Raw genomic sequence first — 26,986 nt, forward strand, 5'->3', positions numbered from 1 at the left:
CGAGAGAGGCAGGAGGCCTCTCCTCTGACCACACTCCCGACACCACACTTCGCACAAAACAGCCTGAAGAAAATTTGCCCGGCTGCCGATATCACCTTATCCCACCCGCTGATGTTAAGGAGTGATAGCGTGATAAAGCTGATTACCATTGATGAATTGCGTCCAGGGATGTTTATCCACAAGCTGGAGGTCTGGTGGATAAAGGACCAGCGCATTCATAATCAAATGCTGATCACCGATCCACGTCAAATCGCCACGCTACGCAGTGAAGGGATCCGCCAGCTCTGGATCGACCTCGATCGATCGGTTCAGACGCCGATCGCCACCTCGATCGCAAAGCGAACCATCGGGCGCACCCCGTTTTTTCAGGAACTGGATCAGGCACAGCAGATCTTTCAACAGGGCAAACCAAAAGTGCTGGCGATGTTCAACGAGGCGCGGCTGGGTAACGGCCTGAAGCTCGATTACATGATGGATCTGGTCGATGAAATTGCCGGATCGATCACGCGTGAACCCTCTGCCATGCTAAGCGTGGCACGGCTGAAAAATCATGATGACTACACCTATCTGCACTCTATGGCGGTCTGTGGACTGATGATCGCGCTGGGCAAAAAGCTCGGACTGGATGAGACTCAGCTGCGCCGGGTGGGGATGGGCGGTTTACTGCACGATGTTGGCAAAGCGGCTGTGCCGCTGGCGATCCTGAACAAAGCGGGCAAGCTGACTGAAGAGGAGTTCAGGGTGATGCGGGAGCATCCGGTGGTCGGCACACAGATGCTGATAGAAGCCAATGCCGATGACGACCTGCTCGATATCGCCCTGCATCATCATGAAAAATATGATGGCAGTGGCTATCCGCACCGCCTGAAAGGCGAGGCGATTTCGTTCTACGCCCGCATGGCGGCAGTGTGTGATGTCTATGATGCTGTCACCTCGACCCGCGCCTACCGCAAAGGCTGGACGCCTGCTGAGGCGATGCATCAGATGCTGAGCTGGCGCGGCCATTTTGATCCTGGGCTGCTGCACACCTTCGTGCGTACTATCGGGATCTATCCGGTGGGATCGCTGGTGCGTCTGGCCTCTGGTCGGGTGGCGCTGGTGGTGAAAGTGGGCGAAAAATCACTGATGCGTCCCTGTGTGCATGTCTTCTGGTCGCTACATGCCCAGCGTGAAGTGAAACCGGAGGAGCTCGACCTCGGCGACAGCTTCTGCACCGACAGCATTGTGGGCGCAGAAGACAGCACGCTGTGGGGTAACGTCGATCTCAATCGTATCTGGGCGCTGGAAGTCGCCTGATTTTTCGCCATTTTTACACTATTTTTACGCCCGCCCGCTGCATTTTAACCCCTTCTTTATACGCCTCCGCGCAAGCTAAGCCATAAATCCAATCCTCTGGAGGTTCCTGTGAGCGTGGGCGTAATAACTGGCATTGTGCTGGTGGTGTTGTTACTGGGCTATCTGATCTATGCCCTGTTAAACGCGGAGGCCTTCTGATGGCGGCCAATGCTTTTTTACTCATCGCATTTTATCTGGTGCTGCTGATGGTGCTGGCGCAGCCGCTTGGACGGGGCCTGGCTTCGTTAGTGGCTGATAAGCCGGTGTTTGCCCGCCTGGAAGCGCCACTGTGGCGACTGCTGGGCGCGCAGGCATCGGACATGCGCTGGCCGCACTACCTGCTGGCAATTCTGTTGTTCAACGCGCTGGGTTTCGTGGTGCTGCTGGGCATTTTGCTGTTGCAGGGCTCACTGCCGCTGAATCCTCAGCAGTTGCCTGGCCTGAGCTGGCATCTGGCGCTCAATACCGCCACGAGCTTCGTGACCAACACCAACTGGCAGTCCTACAGCGGCGAAAGCACCCTGAGCTATTTCAGTCAGATGGTGGGCCTGACGGTGCAGAACTTCCTCTCTGCCGCGACCGGTATCGCCGTCGCCTTTGCGCTGATCCGTGGCTTCGCCAATCGCAGCTCTGCTTCGCTGGGTAACGCCTGGCGCGACCTGACGCGCATCACACTCTACGTCTTACTGCCCATCAGCCTGCTGATGGCGCTGTTCTTTGTCAGTCAGGGCAGCATTCAGAACTTCGCGCCTTATCACAGCCTCTCCACGCTGGAAGGCGTGCAGCAGACGCTGTCGATGGGGCCGGTGGCGTCGCAGGAAGCGATCAAAATGCTGGGCACCAACGGTGGCGGCTTCTTTAACGCCAACTCCTCTCATCCGTTTGAAAACCCGACGGTGCTGACCAACCTGGTGCAGATGCTGAGCATCTTCCTGATTCCGGCGGCGCTCTGTTTCGCGTTTGGCGAAAGCGTGCGTGACCGTCGTCAGGGCCACATGTTGCTGTGGGCGATGACGCTGATGTTTGTGGCGGCGGTATCGGTCGTGATGTGGGCCGAACTGCAGGGCAACCCGCACTTCCTCCAGCTGGGTGCTGACAGCGCCGTCAATATGGAAGGCAAAGAGACGCGCTTTGGCATTCTTAACAGCAGCCTGTTTGCGGTCATCACCACTGCGGCCTCCTGCGGTGCGGTCAATGCCATGCATGACTCCTTTACCGCGCTGGGCGGCATGGTGCCGATGTGGCTGATGCAGCTGGGTGAAGTGGTGTTTGGCGGCGTTGGTGCCGGTCTCTACGGCATGCTGCTGTTTGTGCTGCTGGCGGTGTTTATCGCCGGACTGATGATTGGCCGTACCCCGGAGTTCCTGGGCAAAAAAGTCGATGTGTGGGAGATGAAAATGACCGCACTGGCGATTCTGGTCACCCCGGCGCTGGTGCTGATCGGCACTGCCCTGGCGATGATGACCGACGCCGGACGCAGCGCAATGGCGAACCCCGGCATTCACGGCTTCAGCGAAGTGCTCTACGCGGTCTCCTCGGCGGCTAACAACAACGGCAGTGCCTTTGCCGGACTGAGTGCGAACACGCCGTTCTGGAACCTGTTACTGGCTGCCTGCATGCTGCTGGGTCGCTTCGGCATCATCATTCCGGTGATGGCCATTGCCGGTGCGATGGCGGTGAAAAAAGTGCAGCCGGTAGGGAACGGCACGCTGCCAACCCACGGTCCGCTGTTTATTGCACTGCTGATCGGTACCGTGCTGCTGGTGGGTGCACTGACCTTTATTCCTGCTCTGGCGCTGGGCCCGGTGGCTGAGCATCTGCAACTTGTTCAGGGACAATCCTCATGAGTCGTCAACAACAGGCGTTATTTGACGCAGCCCTGCTGCGTACCTCGGCCTGGGATGCAGTAAAAAAGCTCGATCCCCGGGTACAGTTCCGTAACCCGGTGATGTTTGTGGTCTACCTCGGCAGCATCCTGACCTCACTGCTGGCGCTGGCGATGCTGACCGGACGTATCAGCGGCAGCGCCAGCTTTACTGGCTCGATTGCGGTCTGGCTCTGGTTTACCGTGCTGTTCGCCAACCTGGCAGAGGCGCTGGCAGAAGGGCGCAGTAAGGCCCAGGCGAGCAGCCTGAAAGGGGTCAAGAAGACCAGCTTTGCCAAAAAACTGTCATCGGCGCGCTATGGTGCCGGGTGGCAGCAGGTCAGTGCCGATGAGCTGCGTAAAGGCGATGCGGTGCTGGTGGAAGCGGGCGATATCATTCCCTGTGATGGCGAAGTGATGGAAGGCGGTGCCTCTGTCGATGAGAGCGCCATTACCGGTGAGTCTGCACCGGTCATCCGTGAGTCAGGGGGTGACTTCGCCTCTGTGACAGGGGGGACGCGTATTCTCTCTGACTGGCTGGTGATCACCTGTAGCGCCAACCCGGGCGAAACCTTCCTTGACCGGATGATCGCCATGGTGGAAGGCGCGAAACGCCGCAAAACCCCGAATGAGATCGCGCTGACTATTCTGCTGGTATCACTGACCATCGTGTTCCTGCTGGCGACCGTGACGCTCTGGCCGTTCTCGGCCTGGGGCGGCACGCCGGTCAGCGTCACGGTACTGGTGGCACTGCTGGTCTGCCTGATCCCGACCACGATCGGCGGCCTGCTGTCGGCGATTGGTGTGGCGGGGATGAGCCGCATGCTGGGCGCTAACGTCATTGCGACCAGCGGTCGTGCTGTGGAAGCCGCCGGGGATGTGGATGTGCTGATGCTGGACAAAACCGGCACCATCACGCTGGGTAACCGCCAGGCGACCCAGTTCATGCCCGCACCGGGCGTCAGCGAAGAGCAGCTGGCCGACGCCGCGCAGCTCGCCTCGCTGGCCGATGAGACGCCGGAAGGCCGCAGCATCGTGGTGCTGGCAAAACAGCGATTTAATCTGCGTGAGCGCGATCTCAGCAGCATGGGTGCCAGCTTTATTCCGTTCTCCGCCCAGACCCGCATGAGTGGCGTGAACGTGCAGGATCGGTTGATCCGCAAAGGCGCCGTCGATGCCGTTCGTCGCCATATCGAAGCGAACCACGGCCGTTTCCCTGCCGAAGTGAATGCCCAGGTGGAAGAGGTGGCACGCAGTGGCGGCACACCGCTGGTGGTGTCAGAGGGCGCGAACGTGCTGGGCGTGGTGGCGCTGAAAGATATCGTGAAAGGCGGCATCAAAGAGCGTTTTGCCGAACTGCGCAAAATGGGCATTAAAACGGTGATGATCACCGGTGATAACCCGCTGACCGCCGCGGCGATTGCCGCAGAAGCGGGCGTGGATGACTTCCTGTCAGAGGCTACGCCGGAAGCCAAACTGGCGCTGATCCGCCAGTATCAGGCAGAAGGGCGTTTAGTGGCGATGACCGGTGACGGCACCAATGATGCGCCAGCACTGGCGCAGGCAGATGTGGCGGTGGCGATGAACTCCGGTACCCAGGCGGCGAAAGAGGCGGGCAACATGGTCGACCTCGACTCGAACCCGACCAAGCTGCTGGAAGTGGTGCACATCGGTAAACAGATGCTGATGACGCGCGGTTCGCTGACCACCTTCAGTATTGCCAATGACGTGGCGAAATATTTCGCCATTATTCCGGCGGCGTTTGCGGCGACCTATCCGCAGCTCAACATGCTCAACGTGATGCATCTGCACTCGCCCGCCAGCGCAATCCTGTCGGCGGTGATCTTTAACGCCCTGGTAATTGTCTTCCTGATCCCGCTGGCCCTGAAAGGCGTCAGCTACCGCCCACTGAGTGCGGCTGCGCTGCTGCGCCGCAACCTGCTGGTTTACGGTCTGGGTGGCCTGCTGGTGCCGTTTATCGGCATCAAAGCGATCGATCTGCTGTTAGTGTTTTCAGGCATGGCCTGAGGAGAGAAAAATGAGTCAGTTACGTCCGGCAATTTTACTGTTGTTGCTGCTTACGCTTGTCACCGGCGTGGTTTATCCTTTGCTCACCACCGGTCTGGCGCAGTGGCTGTTTCCGTCCCAGTCCAGCGGCTCGTTGCTGGAGGATCATGGCGTGGCGCGCGGGTCAGTGCTGATTGGCCAGAACTTTACCCAGCCCGGCTATTTCTGGGGCCGCCCTTCAGCGACAGGTGATAAACCCTATAACCCGCTCTCCTCAGGCGGCAGCAATATGGCCGCCAGCAACCCGGCGCTGGATAAAGCGGTAGCCGACCGCGTCACTGCGCTCCGGGCCGCCAATCCGCAGGCACCGGCCGCCGTGCCGGTTGAGCTGGTCACTGCCTCAGCCAGCGGGCTGGATCCGGATATCTCGCCACAGGCTGCTCTCTGGCAGGCGCCACGCGTCGCTGCCAGCCGCAGGGTGCCAGTGGCGCAGGTCGAGGCGCTGATTGAAAAGATGACGCATCGTCCACTGATGCCATTCCTCGGCACACCGACGCTCAACGTATTGCAGCTGAATATGGCGCTCAACGAACTGTAAGGGTGTTAAGGAAGCGATGAACCACGAACCCCAGCGTCCCGATCCCGACGCACTGCTGCAGGCTAACCGCGAAACACATCGCGGCCAGCTGAAAATTTACTTTGGTGCCTGTGCTGGCGTGGGCAAAACCTACGCCATGCTGCAGGAGGCACAGCGGCTGCGTGCGCAGGGTCTGGATGTACTGATCGGCGTGGTAGAGACGCATGATCGGCCGGAAACCGCACAGCTGCTGACAGGATTAACCCTGCTGCCGCGTCGCGCGACTGGCCGTTCGCGTCATGCGGAGTTTGATCTCGATGCCGCACTGGCCCGCCATCCGGCCGTGATCCTGATGGATGAACTGGCGCACACCAACGTAAAGGGCTCACGCCATCCCAAGCGCTGGCAGGATATTGAGGAGCTGCTGGAGGCGGGCATCGACGTCCTGACAACCGTTAACGTGCAGCATCTTGAGAGCCTTAACGATGTGGTCGGCGGGGTCACCGGCATTCAGGTGCGCGAAACCGTGCCCGATCCCTTTTTTGACAGTGCCGACGAAGTGGTGCTGGTCGATCTGCCGCCCGACGACCTGCGGCAGCGGCTGAAAGAGGGCAAAGTCTACATTGGTGACCGTGCTGAGCGCGCCATCGAAAACTTTTTCCGCAAAGGTAACCTCTTCGCCCTGCGTGAGCTGGCTCTGCGTCGCACCGCCGACCGGGTCGATGATCAGATGCGCGCCTGGCGCGATCAGCAGGGACGGGAACGCGTCTGGCACACCCGTGACGCCATTCTCCTCTGCATTGGCGACGACAGCGGCAGTGAAAAGCTGGTGCGAACCGCTGCCCGCCTGGCGGCGCGACTCGGCAGTGAATGGCACGCGGTCTATGTCGAAACGCCCCGGCTCAACCGGCTACCGGAAGCGCGGCGACGGGCGATTCTGCGCACCCTACAGCTGGCGCAGGAGCTGGGCGCGGAAACCGCCACCCTCTCTGAACCGGATGAAGCGGAAGCGGTACTGGGCTATGCCCGCGAACACAATCTGGGCAAAATCGTCACCGGCCGTCGCCCGCTGCGGCGCTGGCGGCGTGACAGTTTTGCTGAACGTCTGGGCCAGCTTGGCCCGGATCTCGACCTGCTGGTCGTTGCGCTGGATGAGCCACTGAAGGATGCGCCGCATCCGCTGCCGGATGGCCGCGTTACCAGCGAAAAATGGCGTATTCAGCTGCGCGGCGTGATGATGGCGCTGGTGCTCTGCATCGTTGTCACCGCAGCCGGACAGTCGGTGCTGATCAATTTCGATCCCGCCAACTGCGTGATGATCTATCTGCTGGCGGTGGTGATCGTGGCGCTGCGCTATGGCCGCTGGCCGTCGGTGATCGCCACGGTGATGAATATCATCGCCTTCGATCTGTTCTTTGTGGCGCCCACCGGCACGGTGGCCGTCTCCGATCTGCAATATCTGGTGACCTTTGGCGTGATGCTGGCTGTGGGTGTCATTGTCGGCAATCTCACGGCAGGCGTACGCTATCAGGCGCGGGTGGCGCGCTACCGCGAGCAGCGGGCGCGCCAGCTCTATGAGATGGCGAAATCGCTGGGCAGCGCGTTAACGCCGCAGGATATTGCCGCCACCAGCCAGCGGGTGCTCGACGCCACACTACAGGCGCGCTGCCTGCTGCTGCTGCCGGATGATGAGGGCGAGCTGAAGCCGGTGGGTGATGCGTTACCGGCCAGCGAGCCGGATCGCGCGATTGCGAAATGGAGTTACAGCAAAGGCCAGCCTGCGGGCGCGGGCACCGATACCTTACCGGCGGTGCCTTATCAGATCCTGCCGCTGAAAAGCGGCGCGCACTGCCGGGGTTTACTGGTGGTGGAGCCGCAGAACCTGCGTCAGCTGATGATCCCCGAACAGCAGCGGCTGGTAGAGACCTTTACCGTATTGATCGCCAACGCCCTGGAGCGGATAGCGCTGTCGCACAGCGAGGCGGCCTCCCGTCTCTCGGCTGAGCGTGAACAGCTCCGCAATGCGCTGCTGTCGGCGCTGTCTCACGACCTTCGCACGCCGCTGACTGTGCTGTTTGGTCAGGCGGAAATGCTGATGCTCGACCTGGCCAGCGACAACTCAAAATATGTGCCACAGGCGAGCCAGATCCGCGAGCAGACGCTGAGCACCATCCGGCTGGTGAGCAACATGCTGGATATGGCGCGCATTCAGTCGGGTGGCCTCAATCTGCGGGAAGAGTGGCTGGCGCTGGAAGAGGTGATCGGCGGCGCGCTGAGCAGCATGGCTCCGTCGCTGAAAGGGCATGAGGTCCAGCTCGATCTGCCGGATGATATCGTGCTGATCAAAGGCGACAGCACGCTGCTGGAGCGGGTCTTTACTAACCTGATAGAAAACAGCCTGAAATATGCCGGTAACAGCGCACCACGCGGCATCCGCGCCTGGCGGGCAGCAACACGGCTGGAGATGGCGGTCTGGGACAGCGGGCCGGGCATTGCCGAAGACGATTTAACCCGGATATTCGATAAGTTCTGGCGCGGCAATAAAGAGTCGGCGGTGCCGGGCGTCGGGCTGGGTCTGGCGATCTGTAAAACCATTATCGAGAGTCACGGTGGCCAGATCTGGGCCGAAAACCGGCCCGAAGGTGGCGCCGCATTTCGTCTCTCGCTGCCGCTGCCGCCCGCCCCTGAAATTTCTGACGAAGGGCTGAAATAACTTCACAGTTGATCGGTTATACTGCCGGACCTGTTTGATTATTCGTGGGATTGTATGGAACGTTTTACCGAAAACCTGATGTATGCATCGCGCTGGTTGCTGGCCCCGGTTTACATTGGACTTTCGCTGGGATTGCTGGCGCTGACCATTAAATTTTTCCAGGAAATTTTCCACCTGCTGCCCAACATTTTCAGCATTGCGGAAAACGATCTGATCCTGCTGCTGCTGTCGCTGGTGGACATGACGCTGGTTGGCGGCCTGCTGGTGATGGTGATGCTGTCGGGTTATGAAAACTTTATCTCTAAGCTCGATATTGACGAAGATAAAGAGAAGCTGAGCTGGCTGGGCAAGATGGACTCCGGCTCGCTGAAAAACAAAGTCGCTGCCTCCATTGTCGCCATCTCCTCGATTCACCTGCTGCGGGTGTTTATGGAAGCGCGCAACGTCGAAAACGACAAACTGATGTGGTACGTGATTATCCACCTGACCTTTGTGCTCTCTGCCTTTGTCATGGGCTGGCTGGATCAAATGTCGCGCGCCGACAAAAAACCGAAGTAACCCCTCTGGCGGCCCGCTGACGCGGGCGCCTGCTTTATCCTTTCCGTTCTGTTCCCCCCGAATGACCTTCCGGCTTCGAGGCCGGGCGTGTGCCCGCCAGTTGCGGCATCACCTCTTTAATCATGGCAAAGAAGTGTTGCAGTCTGGCCGGGTAGTAACTCGCCCAGGGATAGGTCAGCCACACCGGCAGCGGCGGTGCCTGCCACGCAGGCATCAGCTGAACCAGGCCGCCATTCGCCAGATCTTCCTGCACCGCCCAGGACGAGACGATCGCAGCACCCATCCCCGCCAGTGCCGCTTTGCGCACCGCATATAAACTGTCGCTGCTCAGCCGGGGGGTAATCGCCAGATTCACCGGCTGGCCATCGTCAATCTTCTGCAACGCCACTTCGTTACGGTAAAAACTGGTCAGTGCCAGCCACGGCAGATCGCGCAGCTGTTCAATCTGCTCTATGGGCGGATGCTGCGCCAGCAGGTGCGGGGCCGCCACCACAATGCGCGGCACTTCGGCCAGCAGAATCGCCACCACTGAGGGATCGGTGGGTGCGCCGACCTGGATAGCGCAGTCGACATTCTCCGCCATAAAGTCGGGCGTACGGTCATTCAGCATCCACTCAATGTTGAGCCGGGGATAGCGGTGCAGATAGTCCACCAGTGGGGCGATGAGCTGATCCTGACCAAAGGCGTGCGGGGCACGAACCCGCAGCGTACCGACCGGATCGGCGCTGGCACCGGTCAGTTCATCTTCCAGCGCATGCCAGGTCGCCAGCAGCTGTCGCGCCTGGGCGTAGCAGCGTTCGCCATCATCGGTGAGCTTCAGCGCATGCGTGGTGCGCAGGATCAGCTTCAATCCCAGCCGCTGCTCCAGGGTCTGCAGCCGACGGCTGACGGTGGGCTGTGTCGTACCGAGCTGGGCGGCAGCGGCGGATAAGCTGCCGCTCTCGACGATACGGATAAATGTCTGCATCAGGTCGATGCGATCGCTGCTGTTAGGGTTGTTCATACGTACCACGCATAATGGTTTTGCCTGATGTTAGTCTACCGCGTATAACCGCGATGCGCTTTAATGGTGGTACGAATTGATGAGGATTACAGCATGTCAGCCATACAAACCCAGACTCAAAATGAAACGCTCTCTACGCCACTGGTGTTTACCCTGGCCGCCGGTGCCGGACTCAGCGTTGCGTCGATTTACTACAGCCAGCCGATGCTGGATATCATCAGCAAGCAGTTTAATGCCGGCATTGGCGCAGTTGGCATGGTGCCGATGCTGACCCAGGCGGGCTATGCGCTGGGTATTCTGCTGCTGGCCCCGCTGGGCGATCGCCATGACCGCCGCACCATTATCTTTATTAAAGGCTTATTGCTGGTAGCGGCGCTGCTGCTGTGTGGTTTTTCCGGTGGACTCAGCGCGCTGCTGGTTGCCAGTTTTATCACCGGCCTGACCGCCACGGTGGCGCAGGATATTGTGCCCGCGTCGGCGGCCCTGGCCCCGGAACGCAGCCGGGGTAAAATAGTCGGCACGGTGATGACCGGGCTGCTGGTCGGCATCCTGTTATCGCGGGTGGTCAGCGGGGTGGTGGCGGAGTATTTCGGCTGGCGCACCATGTACATGATCGCCGCGCTGGCGGTGCTGCTGATTACGCTGACGCTGTGGCGGGTCCTGCCGCGCTTCGCACCCGGCACCTCGGTGAGCTATCCGCGGCTGTTGCTGTCGCTGGTGCATCTGTGGCGTCACCATCAGACGCTGCGCCGCGCCGCGCTGGCTCAGGGTCTGCTCTCTGTGGCCTTCAGCGCCTTCTGGTCGACGCTGGCGTTAATGCTCAGCGACCGCTTTCATCTGGACAGTGCGGTGGCCGGCGCCTTTGGTTTAGCCGGTGCAGCGGGTGCCATGGCGGCACCGCTGGCAGGCAGCTTTGCTGACCGCATTGGTCCGGCAAGGGTCACGCAGGCAGGTGCCGCGCTGGTGACGATCTCCTTTGCGCTGATGTTCCTGCTGCCGCTACTGCCGATGCCGGCGCAGCTGGCGCTGATAGTCGTTTGTACCATCGGCTTTGATTTAGGCGTACAGGCCACGCTGGTGGCGCATCAGACGCTGGTTTATGGCCTGGCGCCGGAAGCGCGCAGTCGCCTGAATGCCCTGCTGTTTACCGTGGTCTTTATCGGTATGGCCACCGGTGCGGCGCTGGGCAGTCTGGCGCTGGCTCACTGGGGCTGGAATGGTGTGGTTGCGCTCGCCACCTTAGCCGGTGCAGCTGCTCTCGCGGTCCGCTTCGCCAGCCGTCACCTGAAAAACTGACACCTCGCCCGTCAAAAAATGTGCCAGGCTTATTCATAAACCCGAAATATTGTGGAGTATTATGAACTTTTTAGCCTGGACAGCAGCGACGGGCGGCCTCCTGCTGCTGATGTCGCTGGCTTCCGGTTGGATTCACCGGGGGCCTGTGACCTCATTTGGTCTGTTCCTTATCGCGGGCATGCTGTGCGGCCCGTGGGGATTTGATGTTATCCACCTTGATATCGTCACCCATTCCGAAGCCGTGGCCCATATTACTGAAATCACCATGGCGGCCTCGCTGTTTATCACCGGTCTCAAGCTGCGTCAGCCGCTGCAGAACAACTGCTGGCACACCGGGCTGAAACTGGCTTTTCCCGCCATGCTGCTCACCGTCGGCGCAATGACCCTGCTGGCACACTTCCTGGTGGGATTAGACTGGCCGATAGCGCTGGCGTTTGGGGCGATTGTCGCGCCGACCGATCCGGTGCTGGCGAGTTTAATCTCGGTCAACGATGCGCAGGATGATGATTCGCTGCGGGTGGCGATCTCCAGCGAGGCGGGCATGAACGATGGCTCCGCATTACCCCTGCTGATGCTGGCGCTGCTGCTGTTCAATGGCGAAAGCCTGAGTGGGGCGATGCTGGCCCACTGGGGTGCGGTCGAGGTGCTCTGGGCAATTGGCGGCGGTCTTGTTATCGGGTTTGTTCTGGGACAGTTAATCGGCATGCTGGCAACCCGACTGCGCAATGCTAATGGCGACGTTGCGCCCAATGATTTTCTGGCGCTGGCGCTGATTGCGCTAAGTTATGCGCTGGTGGAATACCTGGGTGCCTCCGGCTTCCTGGCCGCCTTCGCCGCCGGACTGGGGTTACGCCGTGCCGAGCTGGGCGTGTTTCGTCGCCATCAGCCTGACGATCTCTCTGACGACGAGCGTGTGTTGCCGTCTGAGGCGCTGGTGAATCCTAACAAACGTCTGGCGCATCAGGGCGACAACAATATGGTGAAGTCGATTGGGTTTGTAGTAGGCGACGCCCTCTCTTTTGGCGATACTATTGAACGTTTACTGGCGGCTGGCATGATGGTGGTGCTGGGCGTCACACTGGCGCAGCACTGGAATATCTATGGCGTGCTGATTGGCCTGGTGCTGTTTGCGGTGGTGCGACCGCTGGCCGTGTGGCTGGTGACAGTACGCGCCGGACTCCCGCTGGGGCAGCGTCTGCTGATTGGCTGGCTGGGTATCCGGGGAATTGGCAGCCTGAACTATATCGCCTATGCCTGGACGCACGGCATGCAAGGCCCGCAGATGGAAATCATGACGAATATGGCGTTAACGCTGGTGGTCTGCAGCGTGGTGGTTCACGGCACCACCGTGACGCCGCTGCTGAACTGGCGTCAGAAGCGCCTTGAAGCCCTTCAGCGCAAGGTATAACCCGAACAAACAGGAGTTAAGAATGAAAGTGACTCAGATAGTGCTGCTGAGCATCCTCGCCACCGGCAGCGCGCTGGCGGCGGACGACACTGACACCGAGCAGAATGTTTACGCCAGTCAGCTGTGCCACATTGTCAGCGGCGAGAAAAAGGTCGCGAGTGCGGATCAATATGTTGAACAGATGAAATCTTCAGTGGCGCGCAGTCAGTCATCATCGGCAATGAATCAGCCCGAATTTGATGAAGAGTCCGCGCGTGAAGTGGCCAGTGCCTGGCTGCAACTGGGTGACGATGAGCGTGCCCAACTGCGCGTCAACGAACAGCAGTGTGAGCAGGCCGTCATGGCGCAGTTCCAGCAGGAAGATTAACCACCCTGAATGAGATAAAAACGCGCCTGCCGGGCGCGTTTTTTTATGGCTTTTGACACTCGATTGCGTACATAATCGCCACCCATGGCACCAGACTTGCATTGATTCATTCTTCTGCAGCCTGCCGCACCGGTTTGCTGACACTTCGGGCTTCACAAAACAGGCATTATGATTACGCGTCGACGCTTTATACTCGGCACGGGAGCGCTCGGGCTCTCCATGACCACCGGCAAATTATTTGCCCGCGATGACATTATTCCCCTCTGGCCGGATGATCCGCCCGGCGGCGGCGGCCCATCCGGCCATTTGAAGATTAACAGCACGGGTTCCTGGTCAAATATCGTCAGCCCGGCAATTCAGCGGTTTAAACCGGAAAATCCGAATGGCGAAGCGGTATTAATTGCCGCTGGCGGCGGTTATCGCTGGATCGGCATGGGACGCGAAGCCTGGCCGGTCGCACGCTGGCTCAATGCCAATGGCTATACCGCCTATGTGCTCAGCTACCGGTTGCCGCATGAGAAGTGGCAGGCGGGTCGGTTGGCGCCGCTGCAGGATGCGCAGCGCGCCATCCGGCTGGTGCGATCCTTTGAGCGCAAGGTGCACGTACTGGGCTTCTCTGCCGGTGGGCATCTGCTGGGAATGGCGGCGGCGCGGCCGGACTTTGAATCGTATCCGGCCATCGACCCGCTGGATGAAGTGGTGCCGAAAGTTGACAGCGTTGGCCTGATCTATCCGGTCATTACGCTGGAAGCGCCTTATCAGCACACCAATACCCATCTGATGATGGTTGGTAAAAATGCCACGCCGCAGGATGAGGCGAACTGGTCAGTGCAGAACTATGTAACCCGACAGTATCCGCCAACGTTTCTGGCGCAGGCCGAGGACGATCACACCTCCAATCCGTTTAACACCGAACTGATGCGCGACACCTGTCGCCGTAACCGCGTGCCGGTTGAGCTGATTCAGATCAGCAAAGGCGGGCATGGATTCGGTCTTGGCAAGGCGGGCAGCCCGGCAGCCCTGTGGGATCAGGCGTATGTGCGCTGGCTGGATCGGGTTAGCTGAGTTGCACTGGCGCGGTGCGTCGCTGCACTCCGCAGCCCTGTTATCATTTCCCATTCGGCTGACATAAAAAAGCCGGCATTAGCCAGCCTCGCTAAATTAGCGATTTTCAGGACAGAAGCAATACCGTACAAAACATGATCAGCCTGGTCAGAACTGATAGGTCAGGCCCATGCCGATACTGTTTTTCGTCGTAATGCCGGTGGCACGCGTAAAGTCATTTTCCTTCAGCAAGTTAATGCGGTAGTCCACGTAGGTCAGCATGTTCTTGTTGAAATAGTAATAGGTGCCCACTGCAATATATTTCTGCATCGTCTCGTTGCCCCCGGCAAAATTCCCTGCGCCCTGCAGGTTTTCGCCACGCTGGGTAACAAAACCCACAGAAGGGCGCAAACCGTTCAGGAACTGGTACTGCGCAATCGCCTCAACGTTATGGGTTTTGTCGGCGACCTGTGCCAGCTGCCCATAAGGCGTAACGTTATTGGCTTCGCCATACATTGCGGCCAGATAGATCTGGCTGGCATCATATTTTGCAGAGGTTACCCAGGCGGTGGCTTCGTCTCCCTGCCCGTCAGCTTGCTGAGTCAGCGTCCGTTTTGCTTTCATCCCTGCCGCCGCAATGCTCAGTCCATCGGTAATGCTGTAAGTCAGACCAGCACCGTAACCATCCCCGTTAGCCAGTCTGGCGGTTGCGCGGTCATTTTTCCCTTGATACTGCAGGGTTAGCTTTAATCCACCCCAGTCCGGAGAGTGCCATGTCGCGAGGCCGGTTGAGCGTTTTGACAGGAAGTTATCGTTAGTGGTCATGGTGCCGGAACCGTAGACCGGTGCCATATCCGTATAGGCAGAAGCAACATACAGTGCCCCAAAGCTACGGCCATAATCGAACGAGCCGAAGTCGACCATTTTCAGACCTGCAAAGCCTAAACGTGTGGCATTACCCGTTTGTGCATCGCTAGCGCCTTCACTGTGATTCAGCTGGAAATTATATTCCCATTGACCATAACCGGTAAGCTGATCATTAATTTGCGTCTCACCTTTAAAACCCAGTCGTGCATAAGAGTTGTCGCCATCTTCTGCAATATTATCTGAGAAAACATGGCGCGCATCAACTTTACCGTACAGGTCGAGCTTATTTCCATTTTTATTATAAATCTCGGAAGAGTATGCAGAAAATGAGATCAGAAAACACATTGCATACGGCGCGATTTTTTTTATTTCATTGTGCATATCATCTGCCCTTATCAGTTAACTGAAGTATGAGGATATTACCGCTCAGGGCGGCATTCATTTCGATATCACTTTCGTCTTTTTTAATAAATAATAAAATGGTTGTAATGGCCATAAAGGCTATGGCCACTTTCTATAATAAATTTCCCTGGTGTTATTGCCTTCCTGCAGCGTATTTCCTGGCGATTTTTTATTAAAAGGCTAAGTCGGGGATATCGCTTAATACTGTTTGTGCGCCTGCATCAATATATTTTCGGGCAAGAACCGGGTCATTGATCGTGGCAATCGCGAATTCAATTCCTGAACGGGCCAGTCGCGCCAGGTCTTCGTCCGTCGCGAAGTCACCCAGGAAATGCAGGATCTGGCAATCTGTTCTGGCGAGGAGCGCCGCGGGGTCTTTCGGTGGGATGCAAACCGCCAGCCCACGCGGTACGTCAGGCATAAGCTTTGCGGCAACCTGCAGCGAAATCTCAGAGAAGCTGCTGATAAATAACTTCTTCTCGTTTGCTGGCCATAGTGATTTCAGCTGAGCGATCGCTATCTCCGCCGTTTCCACTTCCTGCCCGGAGGTGGGTTTGATTTCCAGTTGCAGCCCGACGCCTTTATCCAGTACAAAGCCGACTGTTTCAGCCAGCGTAGGCACTTTCACGCCCTTGAAAAGGTGGCCGTAACACACGCCAGCCTCCAGCGACCGAATCTCTTCCAGAGTTAAATTCGCCACATAGCCTTTGCCATTCGTTGTCCGGTTTACGGAATCGTCATGAATAATGACCGGGTGCATATCTTTGGTGAGTTTGACATCCACCTCAATCCACGTCGCGCCGCGTTCAACAGCCGCCTGAAACGAAGGTAACGTGTTTTCCGGTGCCAGCAGTGGTGCGCCCCGATGGGCAATCAGGCGTGAGTTCACTACACGTGCAGGTTGTTTTTTGGTCGACATTCCTGGCTTTACCTTCTGTTAGGGTTTTATCGCAGGTCTACCTGAGCAAAACCTGGTTAGAAAATTCGGTTCTGACTTCATCACCCAGCGGTTTAGGCATGGACTGAGTGCCATGAACGCGCTCTTTGTTGTTGATTAGCCCCGCATCGCGATTCACTTCTTTGTTTTGAGGGGTAATGCCGTAAACCTGTTGGAACAGCCGTTGGGTGGTGGGTAGCGTCAGCCAGTGAATAAACAGCAACGCTGCCGCTTTATGGGGGGCGTTTTTGGGTATCGCCACCATATTTCCGCCACCGGGCATGCCGAAATCGGGGATATAAAGCCGGATCGTTTTCGGGACTTCACCGTGGTTTTCTAATCCCATCAGGTAATCTTCCCAGGCGGGAACCAGCAGGAATTCACCGCTGACCAGTCGGGTGATGCTGTCGGCATTGGAGGCCGTAATGATGTAGTTGGGGCGCTGCTGCTTGAACCACTTCCAGGCGGGCTGAAGAGCCGTCAGGCTTTTTACATCCGCATCGCCTTTCGTGAAATCAAAACCCGGTACCAGTGTGCGCGTCACCGATTCAATGAAGGCCGGGCCGGATCCGCCGTTTTCAACGTTGAAGCCAAATTCCTGACGATGACTCTGCAAAAAAGCCGTAATCTGCGGCAGTGTTCGCGGTAACTCACTTTCTTTCAGGCGGCGCGAATCGTAGGCCAGACCGGTCTGGTTGCCCCAAAATGCCACGCCATAGCCTTTACTGTCCGTTCCCTCAATGGTGTAGTTCAGGGTTTTGCCTGCCGGCAGCAGTGTATTAATCGGGCCAAAAAACGTTTGCTGAGGTGATACGGTCCCGAAGGCCCCGCCGCCAATCGAAAACAGATCAATGTCACCCGTATCCCGTCCCCGGTCTGCCATGAGTTTATTAATATTGCCCTGTAGTGTGCCTTCAGACAGGGTAACGTTAATACCGTACTGTTTTTCAAACAGGCTGACCTGCTCTTTTAAACGGTCCTGGTAATACCATTGATACCAGGTTAATTCCCCTTCTTTTTTCGCCTGTTCGACAATCTGTTCCCAGTTCATCGTGGTTAAATCCTGAGCCCAACAACAGAAAGCCCCAGCCAGCAATAATATTGCAGCAACGAGTCTGAACATATGTTTCCCCAATAACGCGAATTAAAGACTGTCAGCCTTTTCCTGCAAAGGCGGCGACAGGATTTCTTGTCAGTAATTTTTCTGCAATCAACATTAAAATGACATTCGGTATAACCAGCATTAAAGAAATGACCGCCGCATTGGGTCGAATAAAGTTATAACCCAGATAAGAATACAGAATGGTAGGGACGGTAATAAAATCGGGTGAGCCAACAATGAAACTTATAGCGAACTCTTCTATTGATAACGTAAAAACAATAATTAATGCGGCAAATATTCCCGGTTTCAGGGTGGGCAGGCAGGCCACTAAAAAACGGTTTATCACCGAAGCGCCCATATCTCGTGCCGCATCAAGCGTATCCTGGCGTATCTGCGAAAACGACAGGGTCAGAATGCGTACGGCATAAGGCATCAGGATAATAATATGCCCTGTCAAAATGCCGCCAAACCGGCTGTGAATACCCACTACGTTGAGCAACATGGAAAAAAACAGCGCAACGACAAAGCCCGGAACGATAAGCGGCAATAAGATCGCATTCTGTAAAAGGTCTTTGCCCGTAAACGACATTCTGCCAAACGCCCACGCGGCAGGCAGAGACAGCACCAGCGTGCACACGGAGACGGTTGCCGCCAGTAAATAGCTGTTCCTGAGCGCCTGCGGTAACGCGGTCGTGGTCCATACTTCCACCCAGCGGCCCAGTGAGAGAACCGGCGGCAGAGCATCTGGCCATGCCCACGGATGGGTTTTATCGACCAGTGACCACAGGACGGTCAGGATCAAGGGAATAACCAGCCACAGCATAAAGAGAGCGGTGATAATGATCATCATGACGATCCGCAGCGGGGATAAGGTCTGTCTGGCTTTCATGATCGCTGTTCTCCGGCTTGTTGTAGCCACTTCGCCAGGGTGGCAAGCACGACTGCCCCGACAAAAGCCGCCAGCATTAAAATCACCGCGACAACGGCCGAGAGATTCCAGCCCTGCGCGCTCATTTCAGGGAAGCGCAGCATGTACTGCGAAAGAGAGAACACGCTGGTCGGGCCCGCAACGACCTGGAATGTAAAGTCACCCAGGGCACCGATGAAGATCAGTACCAGCGATACCTGAACGGACTTGATAGATAAGGGCAGGATGATGTGTAACAACCGGGCAGTCTTGCCAGCACCCAAATCCTGCGCGGCATTAAAAATTTCGTCGCCAATCGCGCGCAGGCTGGCGGTAATGATAAGCAGTGCATAGGGAAGCTGTTTCCAGACCTGCAAAATAATCACGCCAATTCCCCAGCGGTCATTCTGCATTCTGATGGGGTGAGAGATGATCCCCAGCTTGAGCAAGCCAAGGTTAATAAAGCCCTGCCAGGAAATCAGGTTGATAAACAACAGTGCAGCTACCAGCCCGTGTACCATCAGCGGGGCTTTGAGTAAGCCGCCTATCAGCATTGAGCCGGGGAAAGGCTTTCTCAGCCACAGTGCCAGCGGAAGCGCCAGGGCAACGGATAGCACCGCGCTGATGACGCCGATTCTGAGCGAATAGCCTGTCGCGCGCCATAGCTGGCTGTCATTCAGAATGGTTTGCCAGTACTGAAGCGTGAAGTGCGCCGGTGCGCCAAAATTAAACAGGCCAACGGATTGCGTCAACGCCATGATCACAATCAGCACCAGAGTGATGATTACCGGTGCGACCGCGGGCAGGACCAGCCACCAACAGAGCCTGTTCCGGTTGCGCGTTTTCATAAATAGCTTTCCCGTAAAAAGCGGATCTTATCTGGCGCAATAGAGAAATTTACATTGTCACCTTCGCGGATGGGGTTTTTACCGACCAGCTGGATACAACACGGATATTCCGTTTCTTCATGGCCCAACGGATGAACCTGAAGTTCAGAAAGGTTTCCCAGAAAACTGACTGCACCGATCCCGAAGGCCAGCGTGTTTTTCCCGGTACCGTGTTCGCTCAGCAGGGCATCCTCAGGGCGCCAGAAGGCATAGACCTTGTCCGATACGGGCGGCACAGGGCTATGGATTTCCATTTCGCCCAGTACGCACGCAATGCGATAAATACCGGTGCTGCTGTCGCTATCCAGTACGCGGGCTTTCATGACGTTAGCCTGACCGACAAAACCAGCGACAAAGCGGTTTATCGGGGAGTAATAGATCTCATCCGGCGTACCGGTTTGTTCAATCTTTCCGGCATTCATGACTACCACAACGTCCGACATCGACAGGGCTTCTGCACGGTCATGGGTAACATAAATGGCGGTAAACCCATGGGAGCGCTGAAGCTGTCTGATCTCCAGTCGTACCTTGTCGCGTAATTTGGCATCCAGATTTGACAGCGGCTCATCAAACAACACGATTTCCGGACGCACGGCCAGGGCTCTGGCCAGCGCCACGCGCTGCTGCTGACCGCCGGATAACTGCGCTGGCATTTTAGGCAAATGCGCATTCAGCGATACCTGAGCGGCGGTCTGCGCTACACGATCGTGAATGTCCGTTTTGGCCATCTTCATCTGCCTGAGACCAAACCCGATATTTTCAGCAACGGAAAGGTGAGGGAAAAGCGCATAGGACTGAAAGCACATCGCCGTATCGCGATGTTCAGGTTTGACATGATGCATGTCCTGCTGGTGGATCAGTACTTCGCCACTATCAAGACTGTAAAAGCCGGCAATAACTTTAAGCAGCGTGGTTTTGCCACAGCCAGAGGGGCCAAGCAGGGAAACAAATTGCCCTTTTTTGGCCTGCAGTGAAATGCCGTTCAGCGCGACAAAATCGTCGAACGTCAGCATGGCATTGTGGATTTCTAGCGTATTCACGTTGGGCTGCTCCGTCATAAAATGCCAGGTAATTCGTAATTAATGCGATATGCATAATAATTCGGCATATTGAATTTTAGCAATTTCAGACAGGTTAAGAATTTATTAACTTTTTAAAACCAAACAATAACAGTGAATTGGTTGTTTACTTTGAAGTCGTATGTTTAACGTGCTAAATATTTTTATGCGTTTCGATTAATATTAAGGATGAAAAGTAAGGCGATTCTAAAAGAATGCCTGTAGAGGGCAGGACAGCGGGAAGACGCTGTCCTTAAATGCAGTGATAAGGTAAGTCCGGGGCAATGCGTGGTCAGGCAGGAGTAAAACGAGGATAAGGGATAAACCGGGCGGCAAGGCGGTTCATTTCGGGTGTGCCGACACTCACATGTGTGCTGCTTTTTTCCTGTGTGCCGGCAAGATGCGCATCCAGTCCCGCCGCTTTACAGAGGGCATAGCCCGCAGAAACGTCCCACATGCTGCTGAAACATTCCTGATAACCGTCGACGTAACCCAGCACGCTGAAGGTTAAACCTACGGTGGCACAGCGATAGCGCACGACATTCCAGCCGTCGTCCCGATAGGCCTTTTCAATACAGAGCTGATGGGTGAAATCCCATGATGGACTGTCACCCATCGCCACAGTTTTAATCCCTTCGGCAACCACAGGCCGTTCAAAGGGTTCACCATTCAGATAAACCCCTGTCTCTTTGCCGCCGCTCACCATGAGGTTTAAAACGGGATGCACGATCACGCCCATAACCGGCTCGCCATCGTGTACATAGCCAACAGAAATCCCCCACAATGACGAGCCGCGCAGGAAGTTACTCGTACCATCAATAGGATCAACAGACCAGTAGCTGGCGCTGAGCTCACCGCCATGCTCTTCACCGATAATAGAATCCTGGGGGAAATGGTGTTCCAGACGCTGCCGAATCAGATTTTCCACTTCCCGATCGGCTTCACTGAAGACATCCTGCGGCCTTTTTTCGCAGACCGCTAATTCACTCAGCTGTCTGAAATAGTTAAGAGCCAAAAGTGAGGCCTCTTGTGCGATGCGTTCAGCCACCTTTAAGCGCGTTTCCATTGTTTACCGTTTACCTGATGCATAAAAAGAAGTGTGTGGATGCAGACAGAACCCTGTGCACAGTGCAAGTCCCCCTCCGTGCATAAGGCTCGCTTTTAATATAATGCACATTGCATTATATTAGAGTATCTCTCCGTTATGTTTCACTATTATGATGCTTTTATGATCGGAGAATGCAGGGCAGGAGAGGCTGAAAATCAGTACATTTTACTAAAACGTAAAGGCACAGCCCTTTACTATTCGTCATGCATAAAAGCATGCTAGGGTATTAACAGAACCCATTATTAAATACGGTGAGGACAACGCTGTGGTTCATGGATATTCCGCTGGTCGTGACGTCGAACTTAATCGCAGTGAAAAACTCATTCTGGAGCTTGTCCGCCGCAATGATGGCATTTCCCGCTCCTCGCTGGTTTCGCAAACCATTCTGAATCAGTCATCTGTTCACCGCATTGTTGATACGCTGACCGAAAACGGCTTTCTCAGCCTGGGGGAATCACCGTCCCAGGGAAGAGGTAAGCCCAGCCCGTCATTATCACTGAATGCGAATGCGCGTTATGGTTACGGCATCTCTATTAACTCAGACAGCGTTGCCGCCAGTCTGATTAATTTCCGCGGCGGTATTACAGAATACTGCGTACTGGATACGCATCCGCACGAACCTGCCCGTACTTTACTCAATATCAAACATCACTATCTGGATACCTTAAAACAATACGGTATTTCGCCAGAAAAAATCTGTGGTGTGGGATACAGCATGGCGGGCTTTCTTTATGATTCACGAAAGTATTTCAATCCGCCTGAACCTTTAAAAAACTGGATGGGCATCGATCTGCGCCGTGAAATTACCATGTTATTTGATCGGCCGGTATGGATTGAAAATAACGCCACGACGGCGGCGCACGCTGAAGCCTTTTTAGGTGCCGGGCTGAAATACGATACGTTTGGTTATCTCTCTTTTAATTATGGATTCGGCGGTGGCATCGTGATTAACGGTAAACCGTTTCAGGGTGCATTTGGTAATGCCGGGGAGATCAGCCGTATTTTTACGCCGGAAGAGGGCAAGCTGCGGCCGGCTCTGGGGATCCTGATCGATCGGTTACGTCACGGCGGTATTGAAATTAAAGATATTCGCGATCTCAATCATAAATTTGATCCGGCCTGGCCGATTGCGCAACAGTGGGTAGAAGACGTAACACCAAACCTGCATCGGGCAATGGATGCGATGAATGCGGTGATCGATCCCGCTGCCATTATCTTAGGAGGCGAAATTCCCCGTAAGCTGGGCGAGATGTTCTTAGCCATGCCGCGGACTTGTTCGGGTAAACGCTGGGATATTTCTGCGGAATATCCGGATATTCTGCTAAGCGCCATTGAGGGGGACAGTTCGGCACTGGGCGCGGCGTTGACGCCGTTGCGGGAAACCTATTTTCATTAAGGCCGTTACCCGCAGATCAACGTTTCAGCGGGTAACGGTAAGTCATGCGCATGACCAGGGAGTAAGTTGCTAGCGCATCGTCACAAACTCTTCTGCTGCGGTCGGGTGGATCGCCACGGTGTTATCAAAGTCTTTCTTGGTGGCACCCATTTTCAGCGCCACGGCGAAGCCCTGTAACATTTCATCCATACCGAATCCGATACCGTGAATGCCGACAATTTTCTCGTCTGCGCCCACACAGACCAGCTTCATACGGCACGGCTGACGATGCTGGGTGACGGCGGTGTACATCGCGGTGAACGACGATTTGTAGACCTTCACCTGGTCATCGCCATACTGTTCGCGTGCCTGCGGCTCGGTCAGTCCCACGGTGCCAATCGGCGGATGGCTAAACACCACGGTCGGGATATTGCTGTAATCCAGATGTTCGTCCGGTTTGTTGTTAAACAGACGCTCAGAGAGACGGCGACCTGCCGCAACCGCCACTGGCGTCAGCTCAACCGCACCGGTGTTGTCGCCCACGGCGTAGATGCCTGACACACTGGTGTTCTGGAATTTATCAACGCTGATATAGCCTTTGTCGTTCAACGCCACGCCAGCGGCTTGAATGTTGAGATTGTCAGTTTCAGGCTCACGGCCAATCGCCCATACCAGGCAATCCACGGTATAGTCACTGCCGTTTTCCAGCTGCAGCGTCAGGCTGCCATCGCCGTTTTTAATCACAGCTTTTGGAATGGATTCTGTGTGCAGCGCCGGGCCTTCAGTGTTCATCACCTCGACCAGCGTCTCAGTGAGCAGCGGATCGAAGCTGCGCAGCGGCGCATGTTTACGCACGAACAGGTGAGTTTCTGAACCCAGCGCGTTCACCACGCCTGCCAGTTCGACCGCGATATAGCCTGCACCGATCACCGCGGTGCGTTTTGGCAGGGCATCCAGTTCGAAGAAGCCATCGGAATCAATACCGTACTCCGCACCCGGAATGTTGGGGTGAACCGGACGACCGCCGGTGGCGATCAGAATATGGTTGGCTGTGATAATCTCGCCGTTAACTTCAACGCTGTGCGCATCGACAAAGCGGGCAAAGCCTTTGATGACTTCAACCTTGTTTTTACCCAGTACGTTGTCGTAAGAGTTATGGATGCGATCGATGTAGGCGCTGCGGTTTTTCACCAGTGTGGCCCAGTCGAAGCGATTCACGGTAGTGTCGAAGCCATAATCCGGCCCGTAGAGATGGATCGCTTCGGCGATTTGCGCGGCATGCCACATGATTTTTTTCGGCACGCAACCCACGTTCACGCAGGTGCCGCCCAGTTCTTTCGCTTCAATCAGGGCGCATTTCTGGCCATACATAGCTGCACGGTTAATCGAGGCGATGCCGCCGCTGCCGCCGCCAATGGCGAGATAGTCGAAATGTCGGGTCATTGAAGTATCCATCCGGTTGCATAAAAAATTGGGGTTGAGTGTAACGCTGCGGGTCGAAATGACGCAAAGTTTGCGCCTATGATTGTAATAGGGTTCTGTTTTTTATTCGCTTACAGGGAAGCATACCATGCACCTTACTTTTCTCGGCACCGGCGGCGGTGCTCCCAGCCTGCAACGTAACGTGACGTCCATTGCTTTTACCCGCGCGCTGAGTGGTGAAACCTGGCTGTTCGACTGCGGGGAAGGCACGCAATTACAGTTTATGCGCTCCAGCCTGAAACCGGGCAAGCTGGATAAGATTTTTATTACCCATCTGCATGGCGATCATATTTTCGGACTGCCAGGATTACTCACCAGCCGGTCGATGGCCGGACTGACCTCACCGATGACGGTCTATGGCCCCAAGGGATTAAAAACCTTTGTTGAGACAGCGCTGTCGATCAGCGGCTCCTACACCGACTACCCGCTGACCATTGTTGAGATTGAGGCGGGCTGGACGCTGGATGACGGTGAGTTTCGTATCAGTGCCTGGCCGCTGAGCCATCCGGTGGAGTGCTTTGGCTACCGCATTGAACAGCATGACAAACCCGGCCTGCTGGATGCCGCGCGGCTGAAAGCGGAAGGGGTACCACGCGGTCCGTGGTTTCAGCAGCTGAAACAGGGTGAGTGTGTGACGCTGGAGGATGGACGGGTGGTCAACGGTGCTGACTATCTGGGCCCGGCAACACCCGGCAAAAAGCTGGCCATCTTTGGCGATACCGCACCGACCGAGGTCGCGTTGCAACTGGCGGCGGATGTTGACCTGATGGTGCATGAAACCACGCTGGAGGCGGTAATGGTGGAAAAAGCCAACGGGCGCGGGCACTCCACAACGCTGCAGGCTGCCGACGTGGCAAAGCGCGCCGGGGCAAAAAGGATGATCGCCACCCATTTCAGCTCCCGCTATCTGGCAAAGGACATGAGCCGCCTGCTGGCAGAGTGCCAGACCATTTTTCCCTGCACCGAGCTGGCCTCGGACCTGGCCGTCTTCACTGTTTAGTGATGCAGTGCCGGATAAGTAAACAGCAGCAGATGGGTGAGGTTAAGAGCAAAGTGCAGGGCGGTCGCCAGCCATAAACGGCCGCTCCAGTGCCACGCCAGACCGTAAAGCAGACCAGCCAGAGAGGCGAAAACAACCAGCAGCACGCCGCCCTGGATATGTGCCAGCCCGAACAGCAGCGAACTTAACAACAGCGCGGGCATACCGCCTAACGCCTCTCTCAGCCGCTGTTGCAGATAGCCCCGGAACAGCGCCTCTTCGGCCAGCGAGACGAAGAACAGATTCGCCAGCATAAACGCGGCCAGCCACGGCGGATTGTGCGGCTCAAACGCCAGCCCTCCCAGCAGCACGGCGCTACCCAACAGCAGCGGCACGGCGGCGATTAACGCGAGTGCGGCTACCCATGGATAACGCGGCGGGCAGGCACGAGCGCGGAACAGCGTCGGCAGGCAGGCCAGCAGCACAAAGGGGATTAGCGCTTTATCGAAGTTGAAGGAAAAACTGAACGGCAGGCTCTGCGCGCCAATCTTTACCTCATCGATCTGGAGGGGATTGTTAAAGCCGGGCAAGAGATGGAGTAACAGTCCCAGCGAAATCAGCACCAGCAGCGCTTCGCTCAGGATTTGTAGTCGGGAATGCATCGGGTCAAAGCGGCGCAGTGCGACCAGTGCGGCGATTCCCGCCAGCAGCGGTAACACCGGCCACGTCAGGACCTGATGATAAAACCCCAGCAGCGCGGCGAGCGCTAACAGCAGTAACGCCAGCCGCCGTGCGGGTTGCAGCGCGCCCAGCGCGCCTGCCAGCAGAAGCCACATGAGGATTTATTCAGGAACGATCTGATTCACCGCATAGTGACCCGTTCCGGTCGGGACCAGTTTCTGGTGCAGCCACGGCAGCAGGGTATTCATCTGCTGGGCCAGCTTCCACGGTGGGTTAATCACGATCATGCCGGAGGCGGTCATGCCACGCTGATCGCTGTCCGGACGGGCAGCCAGTTCGATCTGCAGAATATTGCGGATGCCAGTCGCTTCCAGGTCGCGCAGCATATGTTTGATCTGCTGGCGTAACACCACCGGATACCACAGCGCAAAGACGCCGGTGCCAAAACGCTTATGGCCTTCCTGAATGCCTTTCACTACTGCCTGGTAGTCGCTTTTCATTTCATACGGCGGATCGATCAGTACCAGACCGCGACGCGACAGGGGGGGCAGTTTCGATTTTAACTGCTGATAACCGTCGGCACGATCGACGCGCGCGCGGTCATCTTTGCTGAATTCGTTACGCAGCAGCGGATAGTCGCTGGAGTGCAGCTCAGTGAGTTGCAGTCTGTCATCTTCACGCAGCAGATGACGGGCGATCAGCGGCGAACCCGGATAGTAGCGCAGCGTGCCACTGCGGTTCAGGGCACGAATCGCATCAAAATAGGGTTGCAGCAATTCCGGCGCATCCGGCTGCTGCCAGATACGAGAGATGCCTTCCAGATATTCACCGGTGCGCTCGGCGTGCTCGCCGCTCAGCTGATAGCGACCTGCGCCCGCATGGGTATCAAGGTAGAAAAACGGTTTCTCTTTCTCTTTCAGCGCCGTGATGATCAGGCTCAGAACGGTGTGCTTCAGCACGTCGGCGTGGTTGCCAGCATGGAAGCTATGGCGATAACTCAGCATTGTTTATCCTGTTGAATGTATAAGG

The 26,986-nt window shown here is 56.5% G+C and carries 24 protein-coding genes; 13 read left to right on the forward strand and 11 right to left on the reverse strand.

Features of this window, described 5'->3' with window-relative positions:
- Positions 1–129 precede the first annotated feature (129 nt).
- The 7 genes from ACR8BF_RS01180 (at position 130) to ACR8BF_RS01210 (ending at position 9,054) form a co-directional block, all read left to right on the forward strand.
- Positions 130–1,296 carry an HD-GYP domain-containing protein gene (locus ACR8BF_RS01180; protein ID WP_292987101.1) on the forward strand — a complete coding sequence of 389 codons (1,167 nt, stop codon included), beginning with the start codon at positions 130–132 and terminating at the stop codon, positions 1,294–1,296.
- Positions 1,297–1,404: 108 nt separating this feature from the next.
- Entirely contained in the window at positions 1,405–1,494 is a 90-nt protein-coding gene (gene kdpF, locus ACR8BF_RS01185) for a K(+)-transporting ATPase subunit F (RefSeq protein ID WP_010253443.1), read from the forward strand.
- The gene (kdpA, locus tag ACR8BF_RS01190) at positions 1,494–3,182 is read left to right on the forward strand and encodes a potassium-transporting ATPase subunit KdpA (RefSeq protein WP_434745452.1); all 1,689 of its coding nucleotides are present in this window, start codon (positions 1,494–1,496) and stop codon (positions 3,180–3,182) included. The genes kdpF and kdpA overlap by 1 nt, the downstream gene beginning before the upstream one ends.
- Entirely contained in the window at positions 3,179–5,227 is a 2,049-nt protein-coding gene (gene kdpB, locus ACR8BF_RS01195) for a potassium-transporting ATPase subunit KdpB (RefSeq protein ID WP_179898736.1), read from the forward strand. The genes kdpA and kdpB overlap by 4 nt, the downstream gene beginning before the upstream one ends.
- A 10-nt stretch (positions 5,228–5,237) precedes the next feature.
- The gene (gene kdpC / locus ACR8BF_RS01200; RefSeq protein WP_434745453.1) at positions 5,238–5,804 is read left to right on the forward strand and encodes a potassium-transporting ATPase subunit KdpC; all 567 of its coding nucleotides are present in this window, start codon (positions 5,238–5,240) and stop codon (positions 5,802–5,804) included.
- 16 nt (positions 5,805–5,820) lie between these two features.
- Positions 5,821–8,496 (forward strand): two-component system sensor histidine kinase KdpD, encoded by a 2,676-nt coding sequence (kdpD, locus tag ACR8BF_RS01205; RefSeq protein ID WP_179898738.1) that lies wholly within the window; start codon positions 5,821–5,823, stop codon positions 8,494–8,496.
- Positions 8,497–8,550: 54 nt separating this feature from the next.
- Positions 8,551–9,054 carry a TIGR00645 family protein gene (locus ACR8BF_RS01210; protein WP_136199029.1) on the forward strand — a complete coding sequence of 168 codons (504 nt, stop codon included), beginning with the start codon at positions 8,551–8,553 and terminating at the stop codon, positions 9,052–9,054.
- A gap of 34 nt (positions 9,055–9,088) precedes the next feature.
- On the opposite strand, the gene ACR8BF_RS01215 is transcribed toward ACR8BF_RS01210, so the two are convergent.
- A complete protein-coding gene (locus ACR8BF_RS01215; RefSeq protein ID WP_292987081.1) occupies positions 9,089–10,057 on the reverse strand; it encodes a LysR family transcriptional regulator in 969 nt (322 codons plus the stop codon).
- 93 nt (positions 10,058–10,150) lie between these two features.
- Between ACR8BF_RS01215 and ACR8BF_RS01220 the strand changes: the two genes are divergently transcribed.
- From ACR8BF_RS01220 to ACR8BF_RS01235, 4 genes are all read left to right on the forward strand, one after another.
- Positions 10,151–11,353: an MFS transporter gene (locus ACR8BF_RS01220; protein ID WP_179898740.1), complete on the forward strand. Its 1,203-nt coding sequence runs from the start codon at positions 10,151–10,153 to the stop codon at positions 11,351–11,353.
- Between the two features lie 61 nt (positions 11,354–11,414).
- On the forward strand, positions 11,415–12,761 hold the full coding sequence (locus tag ACR8BF_RS01225; RefSeq protein WP_179898741.1) for a cation:proton antiporter: 1,347 nt from the start codon (positions 11,415–11,417) through the stop codon (positions 12,759–12,761).
- Between the two features lie 22 nt (positions 12,762–12,783).
- Positions 12,784–13,128 (forward strand): hypothetical protein, encoded by a 345-nt coding sequence (locus tag ACR8BF_RS01230; RefSeq protein ID WP_434745454.1) that lies wholly within the window; start codon positions 12,784–12,786, stop codon positions 13,126–13,128.
- A 168-nt stretch (positions 13,129–13,296) separates the two neighbouring features.
- Positions 13,297–14,193, forward strand: a complete 897-nt coding sequence (locus tag ACR8BF_RS01235) for an alpha/beta hydrolase (RefSeq protein ID WP_434745455.1) — start codon at positions 13,297–13,299, stop codon at positions 14,191–14,193.
- 147 nt (positions 14,194–14,340) lie between these two features.
- On the opposite strand, the gene ACR8BF_RS01240 is transcribed toward ACR8BF_RS01235, so the two are convergent.
- The 7 genes from ACR8BF_RS01240 to ACR8BF_RS01270 form a co-directional block, all read right to left on the reverse strand.
- Positions 14,341–15,420, reverse strand: a complete 1,080-nt coding sequence (locus ACR8BF_RS01240; RefSeq protein ID WP_434745456.1) for a porin — start codon at positions 15,418–15,420, stop codon at positions 14,341–14,343.
- Positions 15,421–15,613: 193 nt separating this feature from the next.
- Positions 15,614–16,360 carry a glycerophosphodiester phosphodiesterase family protein gene (locus tag ACR8BF_RS01245; RefSeq protein ID WP_434745457.1) on the reverse strand — a complete coding sequence of 249 codons (747 nt, stop codon included), beginning with the start codon at positions 16,358–16,360 and terminating at the stop codon, positions 15,614–15,616.
- 37 nt (positions 16,361–16,397) lie between these two features.
- The gene (locus ACR8BF_RS01250; RefSeq protein WP_434745458.1) at positions 16,398–17,501 is read right to left on the reverse strand and encodes an extracellular solute-binding protein; all 1,104 of its coding nucleotides are present in this window, start codon (positions 17,499–17,501) and stop codon (positions 16,398–16,400) included.
- A gap of 31 nt (positions 17,502–17,532) precedes the next feature.
- Complete coding sequence (locus ACR8BF_RS01255) at positions 17,533–18,369, reverse strand: ABC transporter permease (RefSeq protein ID WP_434745459.1); 837 nt, start codon at positions 18,367–18,369, stop codon at positions 17,533–17,535.
- Positions 18,366–19,235, reverse strand: a complete 870-nt coding sequence (locus ACR8BF_RS01260) for an ABC transporter permease (protein WP_434745460.1) — start codon at positions 19,233–19,235, stop codon at positions 18,366–18,368. The genes ACR8BF_RS01255 and ACR8BF_RS01260 overlap by 4 nt, the downstream gene beginning before the upstream one ends.
- The gene (locus tag ACR8BF_RS01265) at positions 19,232–20,332 is read right to left on the reverse strand and encodes an ABC transporter ATP-binding protein (protein ID WP_434745461.1); all 1,101 of its coding nucleotides are present in this window, start codon (positions 20,330–20,332) and stop codon (positions 19,232–19,234) included. The genes ACR8BF_RS01260 and ACR8BF_RS01265 overlap by 4 nt, the downstream gene beginning before the upstream one ends.
- A gap of 292 nt (positions 20,333–20,624) precedes the next feature.
- Entirely contained in the window at positions 20,625–21,398 is a 774-nt protein-coding gene (locus tag ACR8BF_RS01270; protein ID WP_434745462.1) for an inositol monophosphatase family protein, read from the reverse strand.
- Between the two features lie 307 nt (positions 21,399–21,705).
- Between ACR8BF_RS01270 and ACR8BF_RS01275 the strand changes: the two genes are divergently transcribed.
- On the forward strand, positions 21,706–22,836 hold the full coding sequence (locus ACR8BF_RS01275; protein ID WP_314985371.1) for an ROK family transcriptional regulator: 1,131 nt from the start codon (positions 21,706–21,708) through the stop codon (positions 22,834–22,836).
- A gap of 69 nt (positions 22,837–22,905) precedes the next feature.
- Here the strand turns inward: ACR8BF_RS01275 and gorA are convergent, their stop codons facing one another.
- The gene (gene gorA / locus ACR8BF_RS01280) at positions 22,906–24,258 is read right to left on the reverse strand and encodes a glutathione-disulfide reductase (protein WP_179898751.1); all 1,353 of its coding nucleotides are present in this window, start codon (positions 24,256–24,258) and stop codon (positions 22,906–22,908) included.
- 127 nt (positions 24,259–24,385) lie between these two features.
- On the opposite strand from gorA, the gene rnz reads away from it, so the two are divergent.
- Positions 24,386–25,297 carry a ribonuclease Z gene (rnz, locus tag ACR8BF_RS01285; protein ID WP_179898752.1) on the forward strand — a complete coding sequence of 304 codons (912 nt, stop codon included), beginning with the start codon at positions 24,386–24,388 and terminating at the stop codon, positions 25,295–25,297.
- Here rnz and ACR8BF_RS01290 read toward each other — a convergent pair.
- Both ACR8BF_RS01290 and ACR8BF_RS01295 read right to left on the reverse strand, forming a co-directional pair.
- A complete protein-coding gene (locus ACR8BF_RS01290) occupies positions 25,294–26,112 on the reverse strand; it encodes a lysostaphin resistance A-like protein (protein ID WP_434745463.1) in 819 nt (272 codons plus the stop codon). The two genes, rnz and ACR8BF_RS01290, sit on opposite strands and share 4 nt — an antisense overlap.
- A 6-nt stretch (positions 26,113–26,118) precedes the next feature.
- Entirely contained in the window at positions 26,119–26,961 is an 843-nt protein-coding gene (locus tag ACR8BF_RS01295; protein ID WP_179898754.1) for a 23S rRNA (adenine(2030)-N(6))-methyltransferase RlmJ, read from the reverse strand.
- Positions 26,962–26,986 lie beyond the last annotated feature (25 nt).

Source organism: Candidatus Pantoea rara (assembly GCF_051136265.1).
Classification (GTDB): domain Bacteria; phylum Pseudomonadota; class Gammaproteobacteria; order Enterobacterales; family Enterobacteriaceae; genus Pantoea; species Pantoea rara.